Source organism: Verrucosispora sp. WMMD703 (assembly GCF_049178935.1).
In the GTDB taxonomy this organism is placed as follows: domain Bacteria; phylum Actinomycetota; class Actinomycetes; order Mycobacteriales; family Micromonosporaceae; genus Micromonospora; species Micromonospora sediminimaris.
The window spans coordinates 4521494-4541560 of the sequence record NZ_JBMHMM010000004.1 but is presented as its reverse complement, the minus strand read 5'-3'; the positions used below and the strand labels follow the sequence as shown (position 1 = coordinate 4541560).

18 protein-coding genes are annotated in these 20067 nt (G+C 67.7%); 13 read left to right on the top strand and 5 right to left on the bottom strand.

The genetic code is table 11. The annotated features are described in order from the left end of the window. Window positions 1-15: 15 nt before the first annotated feature. Genes ACN26Z_RS21200 through ACN26Z_RS21190 form a run of 3 tightly spaced genes read right to left on the bottom strand, consistent with a single transcriptional unit; the run spans window position 16 to window position 1267 of the window. Window positions 16-765 (bottom strand): GOLPH3/VPS74 family protein, encoded by a 750-nt coding sequence (locus ACN26Z_RS21200; protein ID WP_421459491.1) that lies wholly within the window; start codon window positions 763-765, stop codon window positions 16-18. After that, a complete protein-coding gene (locus tag ACN26Z_RS21195) occupies window positions 762-995 on the bottom strand; it encodes a hypothetical protein (protein WP_421459492.1) in 234 nt (77 codons plus the stop codon). Before ACN26Z_RS21195 ends, ACN26Z_RS21200 begins: the two co-directional genes overlap by 4 nt. Next, complete coding sequence (locus ACN26Z_RS21190; RefSeq protein WP_421459493.1) at window positions 992-1267, bottom strand: hypothetical protein; 276 nt, start codon at window positions 1265-1267, stop codon at window positions 992-994. The genes ACN26Z_RS21195 and ACN26Z_RS21190 overlap by 4 nt, the downstream gene beginning before the upstream one ends. A gap of 682 nt (window positions 1268-1949) precedes the next feature. On the opposite strand from ACN26Z_RS21190, the gene ACN26Z_RS21185 reads away from it, so the two are divergent. From ACN26Z_RS21185 to ACN26Z_RS21175, 3 genes are all read left to right on the top strand, one after another. Beyond that, complete coding sequence (locus ACN26Z_RS21185) at window positions 1950-2336, top strand: hypothetical protein (RefSeq protein WP_421463085.1); 387 nt, start codon at window positions 1950-1952, stop codon at window positions 2334-2336. Between the two features lies 1 nt (window position 2337). After that, complete coding sequence (locus ACN26Z_RS21180; protein ID WP_421464646.1) at window positions 2338-3201, top strand: IS5 family transposase; 864 nt, start codon at window positions 2338-2340, stop codon at window positions 3199-3201. 400 nt (window positions 3202-3601) lie between these two features. Next, entirely contained in the window at window positions 3602-4714 is a 1113-nt protein-coding gene (locus tag ACN26Z_RS21175; protein WP_421463084.1) for a prolyl oligopeptidase family serine peptidase, read from the top strand. Here the strand turns inward: ACN26Z_RS21175 and ACN26Z_RS21170 are convergent. After that, the gene (locus ACN26Z_RS21170; protein ID WP_421459499.1) at window positions 4694-6079 is read right to left on the bottom strand and encodes a helix-turn-helix domain-containing protein; all 1386 of its coding nucleotides are present in this window, start codon (window positions 6077-6079) and stop codon (window positions 4694-4696) included. The genes ACN26Z_RS21175 and ACN26Z_RS21170 overlap by 21 nt on opposite strands. Before the next feature lie 378 nt (window positions 6080-6457). Between ACN26Z_RS21170 and fxlM the strand changes: the two genes are divergently transcribed. From fxlM to ACN26Z_RS21145, 5 genes are all read left to right on the top strand, one after another. Further along, a complete protein-coding gene (fxlM, locus tag ACN26Z_RS21165) occupies window positions 6458-7699 on the top strand; it encodes a methyltransferase, FxLD system (protein ID WP_421459495.1) in 1242 nt (413 codons plus the stop codon). A 12-nt stretch (window positions 7700-7711) separates the two neighbouring features. Then, on the top strand, window positions 7712-7867 hold the full coding sequence (gene fxlA, locus ACN26Z_RS21160) for an FxLD family lanthipeptide (protein WP_421459496.1): 156 nt from the start codon (window positions 7712-7714) through the stop codon (window positions 7865-7867). A 67-nt stretch (window positions 7868-7934) separates the two neighbouring features. Then, window positions 7935-10682: a lantibiotic dehydratase gene (locus ACN26Z_RS21155; RefSeq protein ID WP_421459497.1), complete on the top strand. Its 2748-nt coding sequence runs from the start codon at window positions 7935-7937 to the stop codon at window positions 10680-10682. Continuing rightward, window positions 10679-11749 (top strand): lanthionine synthetase C family protein, encoded by a 1071-nt coding sequence (locus ACN26Z_RS21150; RefSeq protein ID WP_421463081.1) that lies wholly within the window; start codon window positions 10679-10681, stop codon window positions 11747-11749. The genes ACN26Z_RS21155 and ACN26Z_RS21150 overlap by 4 nt, the downstream gene beginning before the upstream one ends. 12 nt (window positions 11750-11761) lie before the next feature. Next, window positions 11762-12526 carry a thiopeptide-type bacteriocin biosynthesis protein gene (locus tag ACN26Z_RS21145; protein WP_421463079.1) on the top strand — a complete coding sequence of 255 codons (765 nt, stop codon included), beginning with the start codon at window positions 11762-11764 and terminating at the stop codon, window positions 12524-12526. A 221-nt stretch (window positions 12527-12747) separates the two neighbouring features. On the opposite strand, the gene ACN26Z_RS21140 is transcribed toward ACN26Z_RS21145, so the two are convergent. Next, window positions 12748-13623 carry a hypothetical protein gene (locus ACN26Z_RS21140; protein ID WP_421463077.1) on the bottom strand — a complete coding sequence of 292 codons (876 nt, stop codon included), beginning with the start codon at window positions 13621-13623 and terminating at the stop codon, window positions 12748-12750. Here ACN26Z_RS21140 and ACN26Z_RS21135 point away from each other — a divergent pair. From ACN26Z_RS21135 to ACN26Z_RS21115, 5 genes are all read left to right on the top strand, one after another. Further along, a complete protein-coding gene (locus ACN26Z_RS21135; RefSeq protein WP_421463074.1) occupies window positions 13616-13849 on the top strand; it encodes a hypothetical protein in 234 nt (77 codons plus the stop codon). The two genes, ACN26Z_RS21140 and ACN26Z_RS21135, sit on opposite strands and share 8 nt — an antisense overlap. Window positions 13850-14421: 572 nt before the next feature. Then, a complete protein-coding gene (locus ACN26Z_RS21130; RefSeq protein WP_421463072.1) occupies window positions 14422-14862 on the top strand; it encodes a hypothetical protein in 441 nt (146 codons plus the stop codon). A 471-nt stretch (window positions 14863-15333) separates the two neighbouring features. Further along, complete coding sequence (locus ACN26Z_RS21125; protein WP_421463070.1) at window positions 15334-15834, top strand: hypothetical protein; 501 nt, start codon at window positions 15334-15336, stop codon at window positions 15832-15834. 810 nt (window positions 15835-16644) lie between these two features. Then, a complete protein-coding gene (locus ACN26Z_RS21120) occupies window positions 16645-17484 on the top strand; it encodes a formyltransferase family protein (protein WP_421463068.1) in 840 nt (279 codons plus the stop codon). 21 nt (window positions 17485-17505) lie between these two features. Beyond that, window positions 17506-19896 (top strand): ATP-binding protein, encoded by a 2391-nt coding sequence (locus tag ACN26Z_RS21115; RefSeq protein WP_421463065.1) that lies wholly within the window; start codon window positions 17506-17508, stop codon window positions 19894-19896. Window positions 19897-20067: the final 171 nt, after the last annotated feature.

Sequence of the window (20067 nt, the reverse complement as noted above, 5' to 3'; positions counted from 1 at the left end):
GGGATGTGGCCGCAGTCAGGAGGTGCGGTGCCTCAGCACGGCGCCGCCGACGACGGCACCGAGATCGGCAAGAAGGTCGCGCAACGGCGGGTGCGCCTGGTCGACCTGGTGGCGCAGGAACGCGCGGACGGCAAGGGGTGTGCCGTCGAGCAGGATCGGGTCGAGCTGCGTGTGCAGGGCCAGACCCGCGAGGACTTGGTCGAAGGCGTTGAGCGGCTGGTAGTTGCGCAGCTGGAAGGACAGGCGAGCCCAGGACCAGGCGGCCGTGTTGACGTCGGTGGGGACGTAGACGGTGCGCTGGCGCCACAGCCGACCGACCTGCTCCGGCCGCAGCAGCCCGACCTGCCACATCCGGGTGATCACCTGCTCGCAGGCGGTGGTGGCGAGGAACGCCAACCACGTTCGGGTCGCGGTGTGACGCGGCTCGGCCACCAGCCGATCCAGGACGAGATGTTGCAGCCAGTCCTTCGGCGGGACGGTGTTGATCACCCGCACATGGCGGCCCTCGAAGGTGACCCGACCCTCCCGGTACAGCTCCGCCAGCAGCGCGGCGGCCAAGCCGTGCGCCGTTGCCGACTCGAACAGACGCGGACGGCCGGTCTGGTCGTCGTGGGCCAGGTAGAAGAATTCGTCGGCAAGCCGCGTGGTGGTGTGGGCGGCGGCGCTGCCAACGGCGCGCACTGGCCGGGCCGGTTCTATTGGTGCCGGGTGTTCGTACAGGTGGGGTGCGTGGTCGTTGGATGCGCCGGAGGGCGGGGTGTTCACCGCGGCTGACCTTCCTCGGTCGATTCGTCAGAGGGGATGGGAAGCCCGACCTTCCGGAGGAGCTTTAGGCCGCCGGGGTGGCGGGCGAGTTCCTCGATCGCCCAGGCGTGTTGTCCGCATCCGCCGGTCTGGCAGTGGAAGCAGGTGCCGCCGTCGCGGTGCTGGAGCGCCGTGTTGCGCGCCGATTCGAAGCGATCGACGGGGCGGTCGCCGTCGTCGGTGCTGGTCATGGCCTGGGAATCTGACGGTGCAGCGCGGTGACGGTGACCCGCACCTCCATGCATGGCGGGTGCCGGTCGACGTGCGGGTAGTCGCACTCGGGACGGTGGCCGAGGATCCAGATCCACTCGTCGCTGCGGTTCGGCAGGTCCCGAACTCCGGTGACGACGACGGCCACGGGGGTACCGGGGGTGAGGTCACGGCCGTAGGACCAGTCGTTGGCTTCAAGTTGGAGCAAAGTGCCCGGGGCGACGTCGGGGAGTGGGGGAGGGACTCGGTTCACGGCCGAGGTCTTCCTCTCTCCGAACGGTGGCGCAGGACGGTGCCTGGGGACCCCCGATCGTGTCTCGCTCCCAACGTGTGGTCGTTCCTGGGGAGATCCGCGTGCGATGTGGTGTTGGCGTCGCTGCACCGGGTGGCCGCGGATCCGTCGCGGTGGGAGAAGCGCACTGCAGCCCCCTGGCAGTCGATGCCGAAGGGTGTGAACGGCCTCTCTTCATCGCCGGGGAGGAACCACTTGACGCGCACTACCGTCACCTTTCTCAGCAATTCGATATACGCGCAGCTCGAGCATCCCCCGGAGACCGGCCGCACATTGGAACGGTTGGGAGGTGCGGGCGCCGCGTCCCGCTTCTCGTGTTGACGGGACGTGCCCCATAGGAAGTCGAGGTTGTCGGTCCCGAGGTAATAGGTTGCTCGATTTGGACGACTCGGTCGATATGAGAGATGCGGACACGGCTGTTGTCCGCATCGACGTGGTCGCCACCAAGAGTGAATCCACGACGGGGAGGGTCGACGCATCCAGCGCCAGCGACAGATCCGTAGGCGTAGAGTCGGCCGGGTCTGAGAGGACGTCGTGCCGGCAGAGTGGCATGGCAGCGTCCGCTGTGCCGGGGTGGTGTCGCGGAGACTGGTTGGCGAGCTGTAGTCACCCTGTCACGCGCGGAAGTTGCTCAAGGAGAGTCGTGAAGCTGGCGGACAGAATCGCTGCGGTCTCGACGAAGGACGCGGTCAAGGCCTCGGTGAGCTATGACCAGCTGCGTGCCGCGGGTGGTGCGTTCTGTTGGGTGGAGACGCGCCCCGACGCTGGCGGGGTTACGACGGTGACATGCTGGCGGCCCGGCGACGGTATGCATGACGTCAGCCCGCAAGGCTTCGCCGTCTCCAGCGGCGTTCACGCGTACGGAGGCGGGTCGTTCGCTGTTGTCGACGGCATGTTGTGGTGTGTCGGCCGAGACGGGCTTTACCGGAGCCGCCGTAATGGTGGCGATCTCGAGTTGGTCAGTCGGGGAGCCTTCGGCGATCTGAGAGCGTGTTTGAGAAGGTCTGTTGTGGACGGCGTGGCGGCATGACATCCAGCGGTGGGGCGGGCAGGGTGGCGCGGTGTCTGCGCGCCGTGGCTACCCTTCCGACCTGACTGACGCCCAGTGGGCGCTGATCGAGCCGTTGTTGCCGGAGCCGAACACGGACGGCCGCCGGGAGAAGCATCCGCGGCGGGAGCTCGTCAACGCGATCCTGTACGTGGTGCGGTCGGGGTGTCCGTGGCGGTACCTGCCGGCGGATCTGCCGCCGTGGCAGACGGTGTACTGGTACTTCACCCGGTGGGAAGAAGCCGGCGTGACCGAGGAACTCCTGACCACACTGCGGATCAAGGCACGGGTGCAGCAGGGCCGTCAGTCGCAGCCGTCGGCAGGGATCATCGACTCCCAGAGCGTGAAGGGCGCCGACACCGTCGGCCGGGACACCCGAGGCTACGACGCGGGCAAGAAGATCAACGGCCGTAAGCGGTTCATCATCACCGACACCCTCGGCCTGCTGGTCACCGTCACCGTGCTCGCCGCGTCATGGCAGGACCGCGACGGCGCCAAGACCGCCCTGCTCCACGCCTACATGCTCACCCCGATCCGGCACGTCTACGCCGACCAGGGCTTCACCGGACGGCTGGTCGACTGGACCCGCGACACCCTACGCACGACGCTGGAGATCGTCCGCAAACCCGCCGACCAACGCGGCTTCGCCGTCCACCCCCGCCGCTGGGTCGCCGAACGCACCCTGGCCTGGCTCACCGCCTGCCGCCGCCTGGCCCGCGACTACGAACGCCACCCGACTGTCTCCGAAGCCCTCATCCGCTGGGCCGCCATCACCGGCATGACCCGCCGCATCACCCGCGGCCGACCGGCACGGCGTCAAGCCCGCCGCACCTTCAACCAGACCTGATCAACCCCATCTCAAACACGCACTGACGGTTGGCGACGGTGAGTTACTGGCGGTGCGGGAATCGGAACATGGTGACGAGCTCATTGCGGTGTCGCTTACCGGTGCTCCGCAGATGCGGACTATCGCCGAATCCCGCGGGTTTTTCGGCGCGCCGCGACCCGGTCGGGGTTTGTTGGCCTGGACCGCTTGGGGCGAGCAAAACATGCCCTGGGACGCATGTGAGGTGTGGCTCGCTTCCTACTCACCGCACGGTAGGCCAGAGAACCCGGTACGGCTCGCCGGCGGTCCGGATGAGTCGGCGGTGGAGCCGAAGTGGGGACCCGACGGGGCCTTGTACTTCGTATCCGACCGCAGTGGTTGGTGGAACCTATACCGGTGGAACGACAGCAAGGTCGAGGCGGTGGCACCGATCGGGGGCGAGTGCGCTGCCGAGCCGTGGGAGTTGGGCTACGCGTCGTACGAGTTCCTTGCCGATGGCCGGATCGTCATGGTGGTGCAGGAGGGGCCGCGGCACCGCCTCGTCGTCATCGAACCTGACGGCTCCATTCACCCGGTCGATCTTCCCTACACGTCGATCAAGCCCTACCTGGCGGCGCACGGTACGACAGCGGCGCTGATCGGATCAACACCGACCGCCGCTCCGCAGGTCGCGCTGGTGCACGTCGCCGATGACGAGCCCCGGTTGGAGGTGCTCGCCAGGTCGGAGCACGCTGCACTGTCCAATGCGCAGGTGTCCGTACCGACGGAACTACGGATCGGTGTCCACGGGAGCCGTGAGGTGGTTGCCCTGGTGTATCCACCGACGGGTTCGGCGGCGGACTGGCGTGCACCGCTGATCGTTCGGGCGCATCCTGGGCCCACCGCTTCCTGCCTGCTGCGCCTGGACTGGCAGGCGCAGTACTTCACCAGCCGCGGCTTCGCCGTGGTCGATGTCGACTATCGGGGCAGCACGGGGTATGGCCGCAGCTTCCGGGAGTCGCTCTACGGCCGGTGGGGCTTCTACGACGTGGATGATTGTGCGGCTGTCGCGAGCCATCTGCTGGAGGTGGGGCGGGCGGTGCACGGCCAGGTCTTCATCCGGGGTGCCAGCGCCGGGGGATACACGGCATTACACGCGGTGTCGATGGACGGTCCGTTTGCGGCGGCTACCGCGGTGTCTGCGATCGTCGATCCAGATCGGTGGGCGCAGACCGTGCCTCGGTTCCAGCGGGCGCACGCTCTGCGGCTGCGCGGTGGCGCGGGCCGGGTCCGTGCCGCCACTCTTCAGCGTCCTGTTCTGTTCATTCATGGCATGGCTGACGAGGTGGCGGTGGTCGAGGAGGTGCGGGAGCTCGCTGACGAGTTGGTGGCTCTCGGTGTGGGGCATGAGTTGCTGCTGCTTCCCGATGTCGGCCATTACGTGGCGACGTCCAGCCGGGCGGGTACGGCGTTGGAGGCAGAACTGGCGCACTACCGGTCGGTGATGGCGGCGGCAGCGGCTGTTCAGCCGGGCTCACAGGACTGCCAGCGGTAGCTGCTGGCGCACATAGTCGCTGAGTTCGCGAACCTCCGGTTCGCATCGGTAGGGCTCAAGATCGGCTTGTACCTCAACGATGCGCTGCAAGCAGCGGTGCGACGTGGTCCGCGCGGCGTGGTCTACCGCATTATGGGCGGCGGCGCACGCTTCGTCGATCTTGCCGGCGGCAGCCAGTGACGACGCCAGGAGTGCGGTGTCGATGGCGAGTCGCCGGACGTGTGTGGGGCTCAACTCGGTGAGGGCTTCTTGGAGATGCCGCTGGGTCTGCTGCGGTCGGCCCAGGTCGTGGAAGCAGTGGGCGATCTCGTCGGCGAGATAAGCAGGGGTGAAGTACCGGATCCACGACGGCTCGTTCTCGGGTTTGCTGAGGGCGAGATGCCTTTCTGCGATGTCGAGGTGGGTCAGGCAGTCGCTCTCATGTCCGAGGCGGGCGTGGGCCCGCGCCACCACGGCGTGCAGGGCGGCGGTGACGCCTGGCGTCGCCTGCGGCTCACCTCCTCGCACCGCCGTGAGCGCCATCCGTAGCGCTGGCTCGGGGTGACCACAATGCAGTGCCAGGTGGCCAATGTTCACGGCGAGCAGGTAGCTGCCGAAGACACGGTCATCGCCGGCCTGTGTCAGCCGTAGAGCGCGTAGGTAGCGACGCTGCGCGAGACCGTGGGCGCCCGTGTCGACCGCCTGGTACCCGCACAGCTCGAAGAATCCCGCTGCCAAGGTGTAGAGGTGCCGACCGATCGCATCCGAGGCGGGCGGGCTGGCCAGTAGCCGGTTCAGTTCGCGTTCGACGTACCGTTGCACCTGGGCGTGGAGTTGTCCGGCACCGTGTGTGTGATCCAACTGCCGGAACATTGCCAGGGCGGTCTCAGCGGCGTCGAGATCCTCTTCGTGTACCTGATCAGGCGAATCGGCTCGGCCGGCCACGGACAGACGGGGTCCCGCTGGGGCGTTCAGCCAGTCCAATGCGGCGCGGTCAAGAACGCCGGGCTGGAAGGGAACACGAACGACCATGTCCGCCACCCCGGGAACCTGTGCCGGTTGGGCGGGCAGCAGGGTGCCGGTGTTGGTAGCACCGCTCGGGGAATCTGTCCGTATACCCGCGCGGTCACGGCTGCCCTCAAGAAGCGGTAGCAGACGAGTCAAGGCCCCTTCGGTCGCCAACGCCCTGTCGCAGGCTTCCACGAATTCCCGGGACGGAAAGCGGTCCGCTGTCTCGACTCGACGTACCAGATCAGCGCTGAACCGGATCATCGCGCCGAGTCGCGCTTGAGAGAGGTTGGCCCGCTCCCGCAGCCGACGCAGCTCGGCGCCGAAGAAGTGGCGCTCGGACAGGGACGGCTGCAGCATCCGCGGGGTTTGACCCATGCACCGCCTCCTCAGGCTGCTCACACCACCACGGTGATGAGCAGTGTGGATGTCGCGCACATAGGGTCACTCAGTGTTCAGCGCGGCGCAACCAAGAACACGCGAGATGCGTGGATGCGGCTGCGGCAAAGCTGTCGGCTCCGATGCGGACAACCGCATCGTCCGCATGTTCCGCATTCACCCCACCGCCTCAACGGGTCAGTGTGGAGACAGGGCGCTGCCTACTCGTCAGATCCGCCCTGACTCTGACCGGCACCACATCGATCTTGACTTCCATGGGGCGTGGCGGGTCCAGCGGCTTGACGCCCTGTTGGCCGAGAAGAGTTCAACGGCGGGCCCTCCGATCGGGAGGCCCTCAATGAAGGGGAGAGCACCCGAATGAGTGCCGACACGGCGAGCGGCGAGGATCTCCATGCCGCGATGGTTGATCAGCTCGTCGCTGATCAGGCAGACAAAGGGCTGATCATGCGGCCTGAGGTGGAGGCGGCGCTACGGTCCGTGCCACGCCATCTGTTCACACCGGATAGCGCGCTGCGGGAGGCATATCGGGCCGACCAGGCTGTGGTGACCAAGCGTGTCGGCGATGAGGCGGTCAGTTCGGTGTCGGCGCCGTGGCTCATCGCGGAGATGCTCGGGCAGGCAGCCGATGCCATCGACGGAGGATTGGCAGGCCGGCACGTCCTGGAAATCGGCTCCGGGGGGTACAACGCCGCGCTGCTGCGGGAGCTGGTAGGTCCGTCAGGTTCGGTCACGACCGTGGACATCGATCGCGAGGTGACCGACCGCGCCACCGCCTGCCTCACCGCGGCGGGTTACGACGATGTGGCCGTGGTGTGCGCGGACGCCGAGCGGCAGCTCGACCCGGGCCGCTCATACGATCTGATCATCGTCACGGTCGGGGCGTGGGACATTTCCCCCGCCTGGACCGCGCAACTCGCCGAGAACGGCACGCTGGTCGTACCGCTGCGGACGTTCGGGATGACCCGCTCGTGGGCGATGCGTCGGACGGGAGACCGGCTGGTCAGCCACAGCCAGCGGTTGTGCGGGTTCGTGTCGATGCAGGGCGCCGACGCGCATGAGGTGCGGTACGTCGACATCGCTGACGGCGTCCACCTGCGGCTGGACGAGGACCAGCAGGTCAACCAAGACGCGGTCGGCGAGCTGTTGGCGCAGCCACCGGTACAGGCATGGGCCGGGGTGAGCCTGCCCCCTCGTACCGTCCTGGCTGACCTCGACCTGTGGCTGGCGAGCCGCATCATCGATGCGGGACAGCAGTTCGTTGTTCTCACAGCTCAGCAGGAGGCCGTCGACGCGGGCGTCGTCGCTCCGGCATGGCGTTTCGGTACACCGGCCGCCCTCCACAACGACGCGTTTTGCTACCGCTCGACGCTGCGCTGGACCGACGAGGACATGTTCGACCTTGGTGCCCGTGCGCACGGGCCCGGTGCCACGGCGGCGGCCGGTCGGATGGTCGGACACATGCGCGCGTGGCTGGATGCGGGCGGCCCTTCGCCGGTGCTGCACGTCCTGCCCGCTGGTACTCCCGACGGTGACCTGCCGGCCGGGACGGTGCTGGACAAGCGGCACAGCCGCCTCGTCCTCACCTTCACCCCCGCATAGAAGGGAACGCACGTGAACGAAACCGACGACTCGGAGTTCGCCCTGGACGTCAGCCTGGTGGACGTCGGCCCGACCGCGACCGGTTACGCCACCTCCACCAACGACGGGTGCGGCTCCGGCAACACCGGCTCCAACGCCTGCACCACGAAGTCCGACGGCGACAGCTGACCCATCCGTTTCTCTCACGATCGGGCCCGGCGTGGAGCGCGCCGGGCCTGTCGATTCGGTGGTGCTCATGGTTCCCGCAGCTGGTGCGGCGCTGATCAGAATCGCCGCCTACCCCAAGGGCCTCGTTCTGCCGGCCTGGCCCGACATGGTCCACGGTCATCCGGATCAGTGGCGCGATTGGCTGGACGAGACGTGGACGCTGCCCGGCTTTGCGGCTGCCGTCTCCTGCGCGGCGCCGCAGCTGGCCGACCAGATCCAAAGCGCTCTGAGCGGGGAGCCGATGCCTCAGCAGCGACTGCGGCGCCTGGTGAAGTCAACGGTCCGATACCTGCTGCGCTGGACCACCCGTGCGACCCCGTTCGGCACATTCGCCGGCGTCGCCCCGGTCCAGTTCGGCACTCGGGCGATGGTCGTCCTGGGTGAGGCTCATCGCGCGGTCTCCCGCCCCGACGGCCAGTTCATCGCCGAGCACACCGCGCGGGCCGAACACGACCTGGCCACCCTACGCACCGTCCCCGTCGTGACAAACTCGTTGGGATACCGGCGCGGCGACAGGTGGGTGCTGCCCTGTGCCCACGCCAGCGCCGATCGGCGGTGGGACGTGGAGGTCCGCCTGACCGGCCCGATCCTGGCGGCGATCCAGGTTGCTCGGTCTCCGGTCAGGTTCGCCGACCTCGCCGCGACGGTCGCCGGACCCGCCAGCATCGCCGACGCCGAGCGGCTGCTAGCCGAACTGGTACACACCGGGGTGCTGCTGTCGGCCCTACGCCCACCCATGACCGCCACTGACCCGGCCTCCCATGTCGCCCGCCACTACGTCATCTCGGATCCAGGCAGCCGGACTGCTGTCGATTTACGCGCCGACATCGCCGTGACCCTCCCTCCGCCGGTACTGCACGAAGCGGAGCGGGCCGCGTCCACGCTCGTGGCGGTAGCGCCGCCTCACGCCGCTGGATGGACCGAGTACCACAACGCGTTCATCGAGCGATGGGGCCCAGGAGCGGCCGTTCCAATCCGTGAGGTGTTGAACATGCTGGGGTTTCCGGCCGGGTACAGGGGATCCACTCGCCGCGCCCCAGCGCTGTTCACCAGCCGCGACCGGCTGCTCGGACAGCTCGCGCAGCAGGCTGCACTCGACGGCTGCGCCGAAGTGGTGCTCGACGACGCACTGATCGACCTGCTGCGCGGGAATGACGACCGACCGCCGATCCCGCACACCGAACTGCGGTTCACCCTCGCCGCCGACACCCCGCACGATCTGGACCGCGGCGCGTTCACCCTGACGGTACTCAGCGGGTCCCGCCATGCCGGCGTCGCCGCCGCCCGGTTCCTGCACCTGCTCATCCCCGCCGAGTTCGCTGGATTCCAACAGGTCTACCGGCATTTGCCGACCGCCCTGTCCGGCGCGGCCCCGCTGCAACTTTCCGGACCTCCGCTGGACGCCAGGCTCACCGCGGTGGCTCGGACGCCCGAGCTGCTGCCCGTCCTTCCTGTCGGCGACTTCCACCCGAGACCGCCGTACACGATCGAGGACCTGGCGGTGACCGGCGACGGACGCCGCCTGTGGCTGGTGTCACTGGCCACCGGTCAGCCCGTCGAACCGCTGCTGTTCAACAGCGTGCTGCTGCCCACGCTGCAGCAGCCACTGATGCGATTCCTGACCGAGATCTGGGCCGCGTGGACGGCACCGTGCAGCCGGTTCGACTGGGGACACGCCGGTAGCCTGCCATTCCTACCCCGACTGCGGCGCGGACGCACCATCGTGCACCCCGCCCGCTGGACCATCGACCACACCGCGCTTCCCGCTCAGGGCACCGCATGGCCGCAGTGGCGTGACGCCTGGCAGCGGCACCGCCACCAGAGGCACATCCCGCAGCAGATCCTGGTCGGCGACGACGACATCCGCCTACGCCTTGACCTGGACGACCAGGCCCACCTGACGGTCCTACGCGACCACCTCGACCGGCATCCCCGCACCGTGATCACCGAGGCTCCAGGGCCCGCCGGCTGGATCGACGACCGCCCCGCCGAACTCCTGCTCACCCTCACCCACCCCACACCGGCTGCCCGACCAGCCCGACCAGCCCGAATTGCCACCACTGCTCAGCACTGGCCCGGGCGGTCACGGTGGCTGGAGGCACACCTACACGGTCGGCTCAACGACATCCTCACCGACCTCGCCCGCCGCCCCGCCGACCACCTCCCAGCCGGCTGGTGGTTCCTGCGGTATCCCCACCCCGAGCAGCACCTGCGGCTACGAATCCCACTTCCGAACGCCAGCCGGTTCGCCGACATCGCCCGCCATCTCGCCGGCTGGGTGCAGCACCTGCACGACGGCGCCGTCGTGCACGACTACAGCCTGCACCCGTACCGCCCCGAAACCCGCCACGGTGCCGCAGCGACCCTCGCCGCCGCCGAGCGGGTGTTCGCCGCCGACTCCCGCGCCGCCCTGCACAGGCTCACCGGCGACCGGCAAGCCGCCACCGCCGCCGGGATGATCGCCATCGCCGACGGCTTCACCGGCGACGGGCCGCACTGGCTCGCCACCCACGTCGCCCACTGGACCGGTCCCCGCCTCGACCCCGCCCAGCTCGAACATGCCCGGCTCCCGGTGCATGACGAGCGACTCGCGGCAGCGCTGGCCGCCTACCGGTCGTTGGTCGTCGATGACGGACTCGACCCCGACGAGGTGCTGGGCGACCTGCTGCACCTGCACCATGCCCGCATGATCGGCGTCGACCTCGCCTCCGAACAGCACTGCCTGCGGCTGGCCCGAACCATCGCCCGTACCACCATCGCCGGGCGTAAGCCGTGACCGCAGGACAGTCCCTCGCCGACGGCGCGGCCGGCATCGCCCTGCTGCACCTGGAAACCGGCAACCGGCCCGCAGCGTACGAGGCACTGCGCCACGCCACCGCCGGTGGTGTGAGCATCGCCGAGGGAGCCAGCCTCTTCTACGGCGCGCCCGCGCTCGCCTTCGTCCTCGCCATCACCGACCACCCGGGGCTCGCCCAGGCGCGAGCGGCCACCGCCGACGGCACCGCCACGGTGACCCGCCGCCGGCTCGACGCCGCCCACCGTCGCATCGACCAACACCAGCAACCGCACTACGCCGAGTACGACCTCATCCGCGGCCTGACCGGACTCGGCGTCGTTCTACGCCGGCTTGGCGATCACGACCTGCTCCGTCAGGTCCTGGACTACCTCGTCCGACTCACCGAACCGCGAGGCGAGTTACCCGGCTGGTGGTGCCGGAACGCACCCGACCGCTGCCAGCCACCTCCGGCCGGCGGTCACGCGAACTTCGGCATGGCCCACGGCATCACCGGCCCACTGGCACTGCTCGCCCTCACCCTCCGCGACGGCATCACCGTCGCCGGACATACCACGGCGATCAACTGCATTAGTCGATGGCTGGACACCTGGCAACAGCACACCGACGGCACAATCTGGTGGCCACAAACCATCACCCTCACCGACCTGCACCGCGCAACCCCAGCCCAACAAACCCCGCTGCGACCGTCCTGGTGCTACGGCACCCCCGGCATCGCCCGCGCCCAGCAGCTCGCCGCACACGCCCTGCACGACACCACCCGCCAGCACCTCGCCGAGACCGCATTCACCATCTGCGTCACCGACGCCGGACAACTTAGGAGACTCACCGACCGAGGCCTGTGCCATGGCACCGCCGGACTGCTGGCCACCGCCCGCCGCATCGCGTCAGATGCCGTTAGCCCCATACCCCTCGACATCGTCGACGATCTCCACCGGCAGGCCAACCCCACCCCCGACGAGCCCGAAGGGCTTCTCGAAGGAATTGCAGGGGTCGGCCTCGTCACCGCCGCCACCACCGCCTGGGATGCCTGTCTCCTCCTCACCTGAGAAAGAGCCGCCGTGGACCACACCCCCTGGCACCAGATCAACATCACCTACCCCGGCCAGACCGCCCGGGAGCGCGAGCAACAGGCAGTCGCCCACCTCAGCCGAGTGCTTCCCGCCGCCGAGACCGCCGGCCTGATCACCTCCTGGTGGTTCATCCGCAAAGGCGCCTGGCGAATCCGCTACCTCCCCACACTCAGGCCAGACAGCGGAGAGCAGGCCCGCCGGCTACTCACCGAAGGAGTCACCTGGACCAGCGACATCTACGAACCCGAAACCCACGCGTTCGGCGGCCACGACGCCATGACCACCGCCCACACGCTGTTCCACCTAGACAGCCGCCACCTCCTCACCTACCTCCATGAGCACCCCACCACCCGGCGCGAACACTCCCTCATCCTGTGCACAGCACTGATGCGCGCAGCAGCACTGGACCTCAACGAACAAGGCGACGTATGGGCACAAGTCGTCGAGTACCGCGCAGCGCACCTCAACCTCGCAACCGAGGTTCCCAGGTGGGGGATCTTTACGGGACACGTTCGGCGCCTGCTACTCGGCGAGCCTCGCACCACCGGCGACTGGCGCACTGCATTCGGGGAAGCAGGCGCAGCCCTACATCGCCAACGGGAGAGGGGCAGCCTCACCCGTGGCCTACGAGCGGTGATCGCGCTGCATGTGATCTTCCACTGGAACAGGCTCGGCCTACCCGCCACCACCCAGGCCATCCTCGCCCAAGCGGCCCGGGAAGCCATCTTCGGACTGCCCGATCCCCCTGCCTGAGCGCGACTCAGATCGCGACCACGCACGCCTGGACCTCAACGAGCAAGGCGACATATGGGCACAAGTCGTCGGGCACCGACGAACACGCCTTGCCATTTTCCGGCAGAGCGACATTCGCTCGGAACCCGAGCGCGTTCGCGGTGTCGAGGACGCAGTTGTCAACGCCGCACGAACGTCGTGCTCGTCACCAGCCCTCTGTGGCCGTGCGAATGCGAAGCGCTCTAGCCTTGCGTATACCTTCCCAGCAACCCCGCCGTCGTCGCCAAGATCGCCTCGGCGTCGGCCCGGCTCCAGGAGAAGCTCCCCGTGGTGTTGTCGTCGTGGTGAGCGGCATGGGTCATTCCCTTGACGTCCCAATAGACGGCCGCCCAACGCTGGTCCTGGGTGCGGCTGTCTGCCGGCACCGAGAAGACCTGTTTGGCGGACGGGATACTAACGAGCCGGGAGATGTTTTCCAGTACCCGCCGGCAGGTGGCCACGCAGCCCTCCCACTGCTGGTCACGCAGCTCGGCCCGCGCCTGGCGTAGTCGGGCTGCAGCTTGACTCAGCGAGGCCGCGTCCTTGTCGGAGGCTGCCGGCGGCGGCGTGAGGGCCGAGTCGGTCAGTGGGCTGGGCACCCGGAGCAGTACGCCCACCTCCGTGCCGGCCTGGTCAAGCAGCTCCAGCCAACGGCCACGCGGAATGCGAACCGGCAGCTCCTCATGGGCCACCGGATGCACGCCGTCCGGCGGCGACAACAGGGTTACCTGAAGCTTGAGCCGCAGGACGATGTCGTCCTGTCCGCGGGCGCTTTCCAGGGATATGAGCTGATCGTCGGTGAGGGAAACGACCAACTCCTCCGCCGCCGGATAGCCGCGGACGGTCATGACCTGGGGCTCCAGGCCCGCCACCCAGCGAAAGGACGGCCGCTCCAGCCAGACGGTGCCAGCAGACAGCGCCTGGACGTTGCTCTCAAGGGCCTTGGCGTCCAGCCAGGTACCCGTGACTTGGGCCGGAATGATCAGGCGGTGGTTGGCGACACCAGGCGTCAGTTGGACATCCCCGAAGGAGACGTGGATCTGACCGAGCGGGAGGTAGCGGAAGGAGGCCATGGTCACGGAGACAGGAGTAGCACATGGCTGCGACAAGATCGCTGGTACACCCCCGTATCTGGGCATCGGGTTCGGCGAGGCCCAAGCCAAGATCGACGGAGTGTGCATGTTCGGAGCCCGCGTCCAGCTGCCACCCACGATCACGCTCGGCGAGCTGACACAAGAACTCTCCAACCTGTGCGGCCTTATCGATGACATGGCCAAAGTCGTCCCACCCGAGGCGGCGCAGTAAGCGTTCGACGATGATGCGCGCCGTTGGTGGGGCTGCGGCTCCGCTGTTCGGCGGAGCGTGACCGGTTTGCAGCGTCGGCGACAATGACGGTACGCCCTCTTACTGGAGACGCCGTGCCACAGAAGCCCGGTCCGCCTGAGCCCTCGGCGCAACAGCCGCTTGGACCCGACGGGTTGTCGGCTGCAGGGCCCCCAAGGCAGCCCGTTCCGGCAGCGGTTCCATCAGGGCACGTGAGGATGGGTGTCGTCCTACTGGTCGTGGTCGTGGGTGCTCTGTCGTGGTGCTGCGTGGGCGGAACCGGCCTGGTCGCCTTGGCTGTGATCGTCGGTGACACTGCACCCTCTGGTCCTGCTCCCGTCAGTTCGGCTACCGAGCCGGCACGGTCACCGAGTATCCGCGCGCCGCAGTCCACCGGCACCACCGCTGCGCCTGCCCCTCCAACCGCCACGGTCACCACGCCCTCGTCAGGGGCGACGCGCGACGTCGGCCCTGAACAGCCCGCACCTGCCCACGAGATTTTCGAACGGAAGGACGTCAGCGCCGGCTCTGGGGCTCGTCGGCTCGCTGTTCGGGTGGAACTACGCGTCTATCCGGTCACCGGCGCCGAGGTCAGCGACGTCGTGGCGCGGATTGTGGAGAGCCATCGCGGTCAGGGATGGCAGGCGCTGTCGATCGTGGTCACCTACGACCGGCGTGAGGTCGTACCGAGCTACGCGGTCTACGAGTGGGCACCGGCGGGACGCTGGTCGGATGCTGCCAAGGGAGATGCCTCATCCTGGCGTGGCTACCGGCTCCATCAGACCGTCGTGCGAGACAAGCTGGCGCAGCCCAACGATTGCACAGTCCCGACGGAGCAGGCATACGTGCTCAACACAGAGTTCAACCAGGCAACCGAGGACAACGTCGACGTCAGCGAGGCAACGGTACTGGCGAAGATCGCCAAGCAACACCACATCTCGACCGCCCGTGCAGAGAAACTGGTGCTGACCGTCGAGGACTGGACGATGTGCTGAGCCGCCGAACGTGTCACGCCCCGGAGGATGGGCCTGCTCACCGAACTCGGAGTTTCCGGGGCAGGGGACTGCCGGCCGCGGCTACGGCGAGGCCGCCGTCGACCAGGCCCTGCACGATCTCGACGTGAAAACCATCGCCATACCTCGCAAGGGAAAACCATCCGTCGCCCGGCAACGGCAGGAACACACACCCAGCTTCCGGCGACTTGTCAAATGGCGCACCGGTAGTGAGGGACGCATCAGCCACCTCAAGCACCGGTACGGCTGGGCACGCAGCCACGTCGACGGCCTCGACCGCACCCGCACCTGGTGCGGACACGGCTCATTCTGCCCACAATCTAGTGATGATCAGCATCCCCGCCGCCGGATGACCACCGCGACCGGTACCTAACCCGCACCCGGATGTGACCCCGCCGCGAATCGCCGCCCTCAACCGGGGTTTTCCAGGTCGAAGTAGCTAGGCATCCGGCGGTGACCTTCCTGCCGTACCTGCGTGTGGAGCTCTACTATGGAACGGGCACGGACATCACAAGCTGTCGATTGATGCGCTGCTGTCGCCACGGATCGGTCTCGGCTGTGGAGGTGGAGATGGACCTCGTGTCAGCTACTGTCCTAGCGGCGCTGGCGAGCGGTGCAGGTGGTGAGATGGGTCGGCAGGCCTGGGCGGCTCTTACATCGTTGGTGCGCAGCCGGCGTCGCTCTACCGACAGCGGGGATTTGTCAGCCCTGCCGACGGGGGAACAGGAACTGGACGAGCTCGAGGCGGCGCCGGCGGACTCGGAGGCTGCCGCCCGATTGGCTGCGGTGCTGCGCCGCCGCGCCGAAGCTGACGACGAGTTCGCCGCCGACCTGACGAAGCTGCTGGCCCCGGTTACGCCGAACTTCTCGCAGGTGAACAACCTCATCAGTGGCACAGTCTCAGGTACTGCCATCCAAGGCCGAGACTTTCACGGGCCGATAACGTTCACCTGACCAGCATGTTCGGTGACGCGAATAGTGGGCCAGTAATGGCTGGGCAGTCCTCGGGCTGAGTCCCTGGGGCGTGACCGGGGAGCGCACAACTCGCCTCGCTGCCGATCCTGGCGCTCAATCATCCAGCGCGCGACCTGATCCGGCTCCTCCGCTGCCGGCGAACCTCGTCCCATCCAGACCGACCGCAGGGGTGTGCCTAGATGTACCCGTCCATAAGGGTAACGACACGGACCAATCGACATTGATACCGCGGTACGTCGATCGCGGTGACCTATGTTTGGTGGTTGCTGCGCTGCTGATACGCCGCTGTAGCGCCCAGGAGGAGATCAGGTGAGATCTTCACGGCCGTTTCTCCTGGTAGGACGTTCGTCAACTCACCCTCGGTGGCATCGTCCAACCGGAGGCCCTGAACCACGATATCGCCGTCTTCAGCAATGTAGATGGTGGGACAACTGCTGGACGACTCGCCATACAACAGCCTTAGCTTCATCAATCGCCCCTGCTGCGCTCGTCGTTGCCTTCAACCGTGTGCGAGATTGCCAGTATCCGGTACATCACGCTACGTAGTCAAGGCTCAGGGTGCTCATGTTGGTCGATCAAGTAAGGCCCTGACCTGCGGCAACACCGACCACCGGCGCAACTCGCCGCCGGCGAGAGTCTTCAGCCGCCGTACCTGCGCGAGACTCATTTGGCTTCACATGCGACAACCAAACCAGTGCCACCACTTCTGCCAGCACACGTGCATCGGCTGTAGGTAAAGCGTTAAGTTTGACGACCACAGGTGTCGACCTCTGATCGATCGGACATGCCATGACGCGCATGCGTGTGGCCTACGCTGGCCATGACTTCTTCTCATCCTGCCTGGAGCTATTGGCGCAGCGTGCCGACCTCGATCTCGTCGTGATTTTCAGCGACGGCCCCGGCGGCCAACCCACCGACAATGTCCGCGCAATCGCTGCCGCCCAGAACACGCCCGTCCGGAGTGGACGGTGGTCGACCGAGCAGATCGACGCCTTCAACACCCTGAACGTTGACCTGCTGGTCTGTGCGGCGTACATGTACCGCATTCCGGTCGAACGCCTTGATGTCAGCTATGCGGTCAATGTCCATCCAACGCTGTTGCCCTACGGCCGCGGCCCCAACCCGCTGGCCTACCTCACATTCGAACACCCTGACCTCAACGGGATCACCATTCACGAGATGACCCCCGATCTCGACCAAGGGCCCATCCTGCTCCAAGAGCCCTTCGACCGCGACAACGACGACGGTTTCGACGAGACGTTCCTCAAACTTTGGGCGTACGCGCCCCGCGCCCTACAACGCCTCATCGACGACATCGATCACTACTTCCAACACAAGCGTGACCAAGGCGCCGGATCGTACTGGCCCGAACCACCCGAGGCTGAACGCACCCTGCACGCCGCCACCGCCACCGTCGCCGACGCCCAGCGTCTGCAGGCGCGATTCGGTCACCTCGGCTTCGTGCTGTATCCGGCCGACGCGCCGCCCCTGCAGGTACGCAGCCTGACCGCATCACGCTGCCAGCATCAGTACCCACCCGGCCGCCTCGCCGCGAAACTGCACCACGGTTGGATCGTCGCGGTCTCCGACGGTCTCGTGCACATCCACCCCGCGCAGCCACGAACCTGAAGCGCATAGGGAGGACATCGCGTGCACGACACACCACCCGAGCCATCCGAGCAGACCCGATCAGTGCTCTACGGCGCCGCCCGCGACGTCGTGCAGGCCCGCCACGTCAGCGGCGGAGTCCACTTCCACAGCGCACAATCCGCAGGACCCACCCCACGCCTGCTCCCACCCGGCGTACCCGACTTCGTCAACCGCACCGACGACCTGCAGAACCTCACCGCCGCGTTGGCCGCCACCACTGACGCACGCACACCCAGCGCCATCGTCGTCATCGCCGGCACCGCCGGCGTTGGTAAGACCTCCCTCGCCCTGCACTGGGCACACCAGGTCCGCGACCAGTTCCCCCACGGTCAGCTCTACGCCAACCTGCGCGGTTACGACCCCGGCCAACCCGCACGGCCACACGACATCCTCGAACGGTTCCTCCGCGCGCTCGGTGTACCCCACGACGACATTCCCGCCGACACCGACACCCGCACCGACCTCTACCGCTCCCTGCTGGCAGAACGCCGCGTCCTCATCGTCTTGGACAACGCCGCGACCGTGACCGACCTACGGCCCCTCCTGCCGGGCACCGGCGAATGTCTGACCCTCATCACCAGCCGCAGCAGACTGTCCGCACTCGTCGCCCGCGACGGCGCACGCCGCCTCACCCTCGATGTCCTCGCCGACCCCGACGCCGTGACACTGCTGCAAATCACCACCGACGGCTACCGCCGCGGCGACGACCCGCAGGAGCTCACCGAACTTGCCCGACTCTGCGCCCGGCTCCCACTGGCCCTGCGCATCGCCGCCGAACGCGCCTCCCGCTATCCCCAGCACACCCTCAGCGACCTGATCCAAGACCTCCGCGACGAATCCGGCCTCTGGGAACTGCTCGCCACCGGCGACGACGACGAAACCAGCCGAGTCCGCAGCGTATTCGCCTGGTCCTACCAGGCACTGCCCGCTGACGCCGCAGGCCTGTTCCGCCTGCTCGGCCTGCACCCGGGCGCCGACTTCTGCACCAACGCCGCCGCAGCCCTGGCGGCGCAGAGCCCCAACCGCACCCGCAGCATCCTCGACGTCCTCGTCGGCGCCCACCTGATCGAGCAACAAGCCCGCGACCGGTACCAGTTCCACGACCTGCTGCGCGCCTACGCCGCAGACCAGGTGCAGCACGACGAACCCGTCGAATCCCGCACCAGGGCACTGCTGCGAGTCATCTCCTGGTATCTACACAGCGCCGACAACGCCATCGCCGCCAGCGATTACGGCCGCCGACGCTTCGAGCTGGAAGCACTACCCGATGGCGTGACTGCGGCATCGTTCACCACCCACGAAGACGCCCTCACCTGGTACGAGGCAGAACGGAGCAACCTCGTCGCCGCTACCCGCGCCGCCCACACCGCCGGCCTGCACCAGCACGCATGGCAGCTACCCGCCCTCCTGCACCACATCTACAACTTCCGCCATCCCTTCCACGAATGGTTCACCACCACCGAGATCGGACTCGCCTCCGCCCGCGCCATCAACGACCGACGAGCCGAAGCGCTCCTTCTCCACAGCCTCGGCAAGGCATACACCCAGGCCAACCGCCACCACGAAGGCCTCGAGCACCTCCGGCAGGCCATCGCCCTGCACGAGCACACCGCAGACCCGGCCGACGAAGCCGAAACCCTGTGCGGCGCCGGCCTGGCCTGCCTACGCCTGCGCCGCCTCGACGAAGCCCTCGAACTGCTCCACCGAGCCCTCACCATCGCCCGGCAACTCCGCGACCGCCATCAGGAAGCCTTCGCAACCCACCTGATCGGCTGGGCCCTGCTCGAACTCGACCAACCGGCCGAAGCCCTGCAGCACAGCCAGACCGCAGCCGAGACAATGCGGCAACTCGGCAACCGCGCATCGGAAATAGACGTCCTCGTCAAACAATGCGACATCCTGCGCCACCTCGGCCGTCTCGACGAGGCCCGCACCGTCGCGCAGCACACATTGACCGTCGCCTCCGACACCGACGACCCCGTCATCACCGCCGCCGCCTACATCGAGCTGGGCAGGATCCACCAGGACCTCCACGAACCAGACGAAGCCCTCGCCGCCTACCAGCGCGCCACCGTCCTCCAACGCCGCCTCGGCAACCGGGGTCGCGAAGCCACCGCACTCGACGCCACCGGACTGGCCTACCACCAACTCGGCCGGTACGCCGAAGCCGCCGAGTTTCACCTCCACGCGGCAACGATGCAGCGTGAACTCGCCGACCCCTGGCTGCAGGCGATCGCGTTGACCCACCTCGGCGACGCTCTCCACGCCGCCGGCCGTACACCAGAGGCCATCGAGTCCTGGAACGACGCGCACCACCTGCTGCGCCCATTCGACGACCCCGCCGCCCGAAAGCTTCGCCACCACATCTCGGCCGCGATGACGACGAGCTGAACAATCCGTCCCGCCGGTGCTCGGCACCTCGCCCTGCGCCCGTGCTCGCAAAGCAACGCCGTACACGGCGCGCCGGCGACCGCACGCACCCATCACGTCGATGCGCAGCTCATCCCGGCGACGCCCCAGAATCCACCGGCCCGTCCAGCCCCGGGGGAGACCGGGCCTGTC

Bases quoted from the DNA above. Each gene is read 5' to 3' on its own strand.
- ACN26Z_RS21155 (WP_421459497.1), top strand. From the start codon at position 7,935: ATGGTTCCCGCAGCTGGTGCGGCGCTGATCAGAATCGCCGCCTACCCC.
- ACN26Z_RS21120 (WP_421463068.1), top strand. From the start codon at position 16,645: ATGACGCGCATGCGTGTGGCCTACGCTGGCCATGACTTCTTCTCATCC.
- fxlM (WP_421459495.1), top strand. From the start codon at position 6,458: ATGAGTGCCGACACGGCGAGCGGCGAGGATCTCCATGCCGCGATGGTT.
- ACN26Z_RS21170 (WP_421459499.1), bottom strand. From the start codon at position 6,079: ATGGGTCAAACCCCGCGGATGCTGCAGCCGTCCCTGTCCGAGCGCCAC.
- ACN26Z_RS21135 (WP_421463074.1), top strand. From the start codon at position 13,616: ATGGTCACGGAGACAGGAGTAGCACATGGCTGCGACAAGATCGCTGGT.
- ACN26Z_RS21195 (WP_421459492.1), bottom strand. From the start codon at position 995: ATGACCAGCACCGACGACGGCGACCGCCCCGTCGATCGCTTCGAATCG.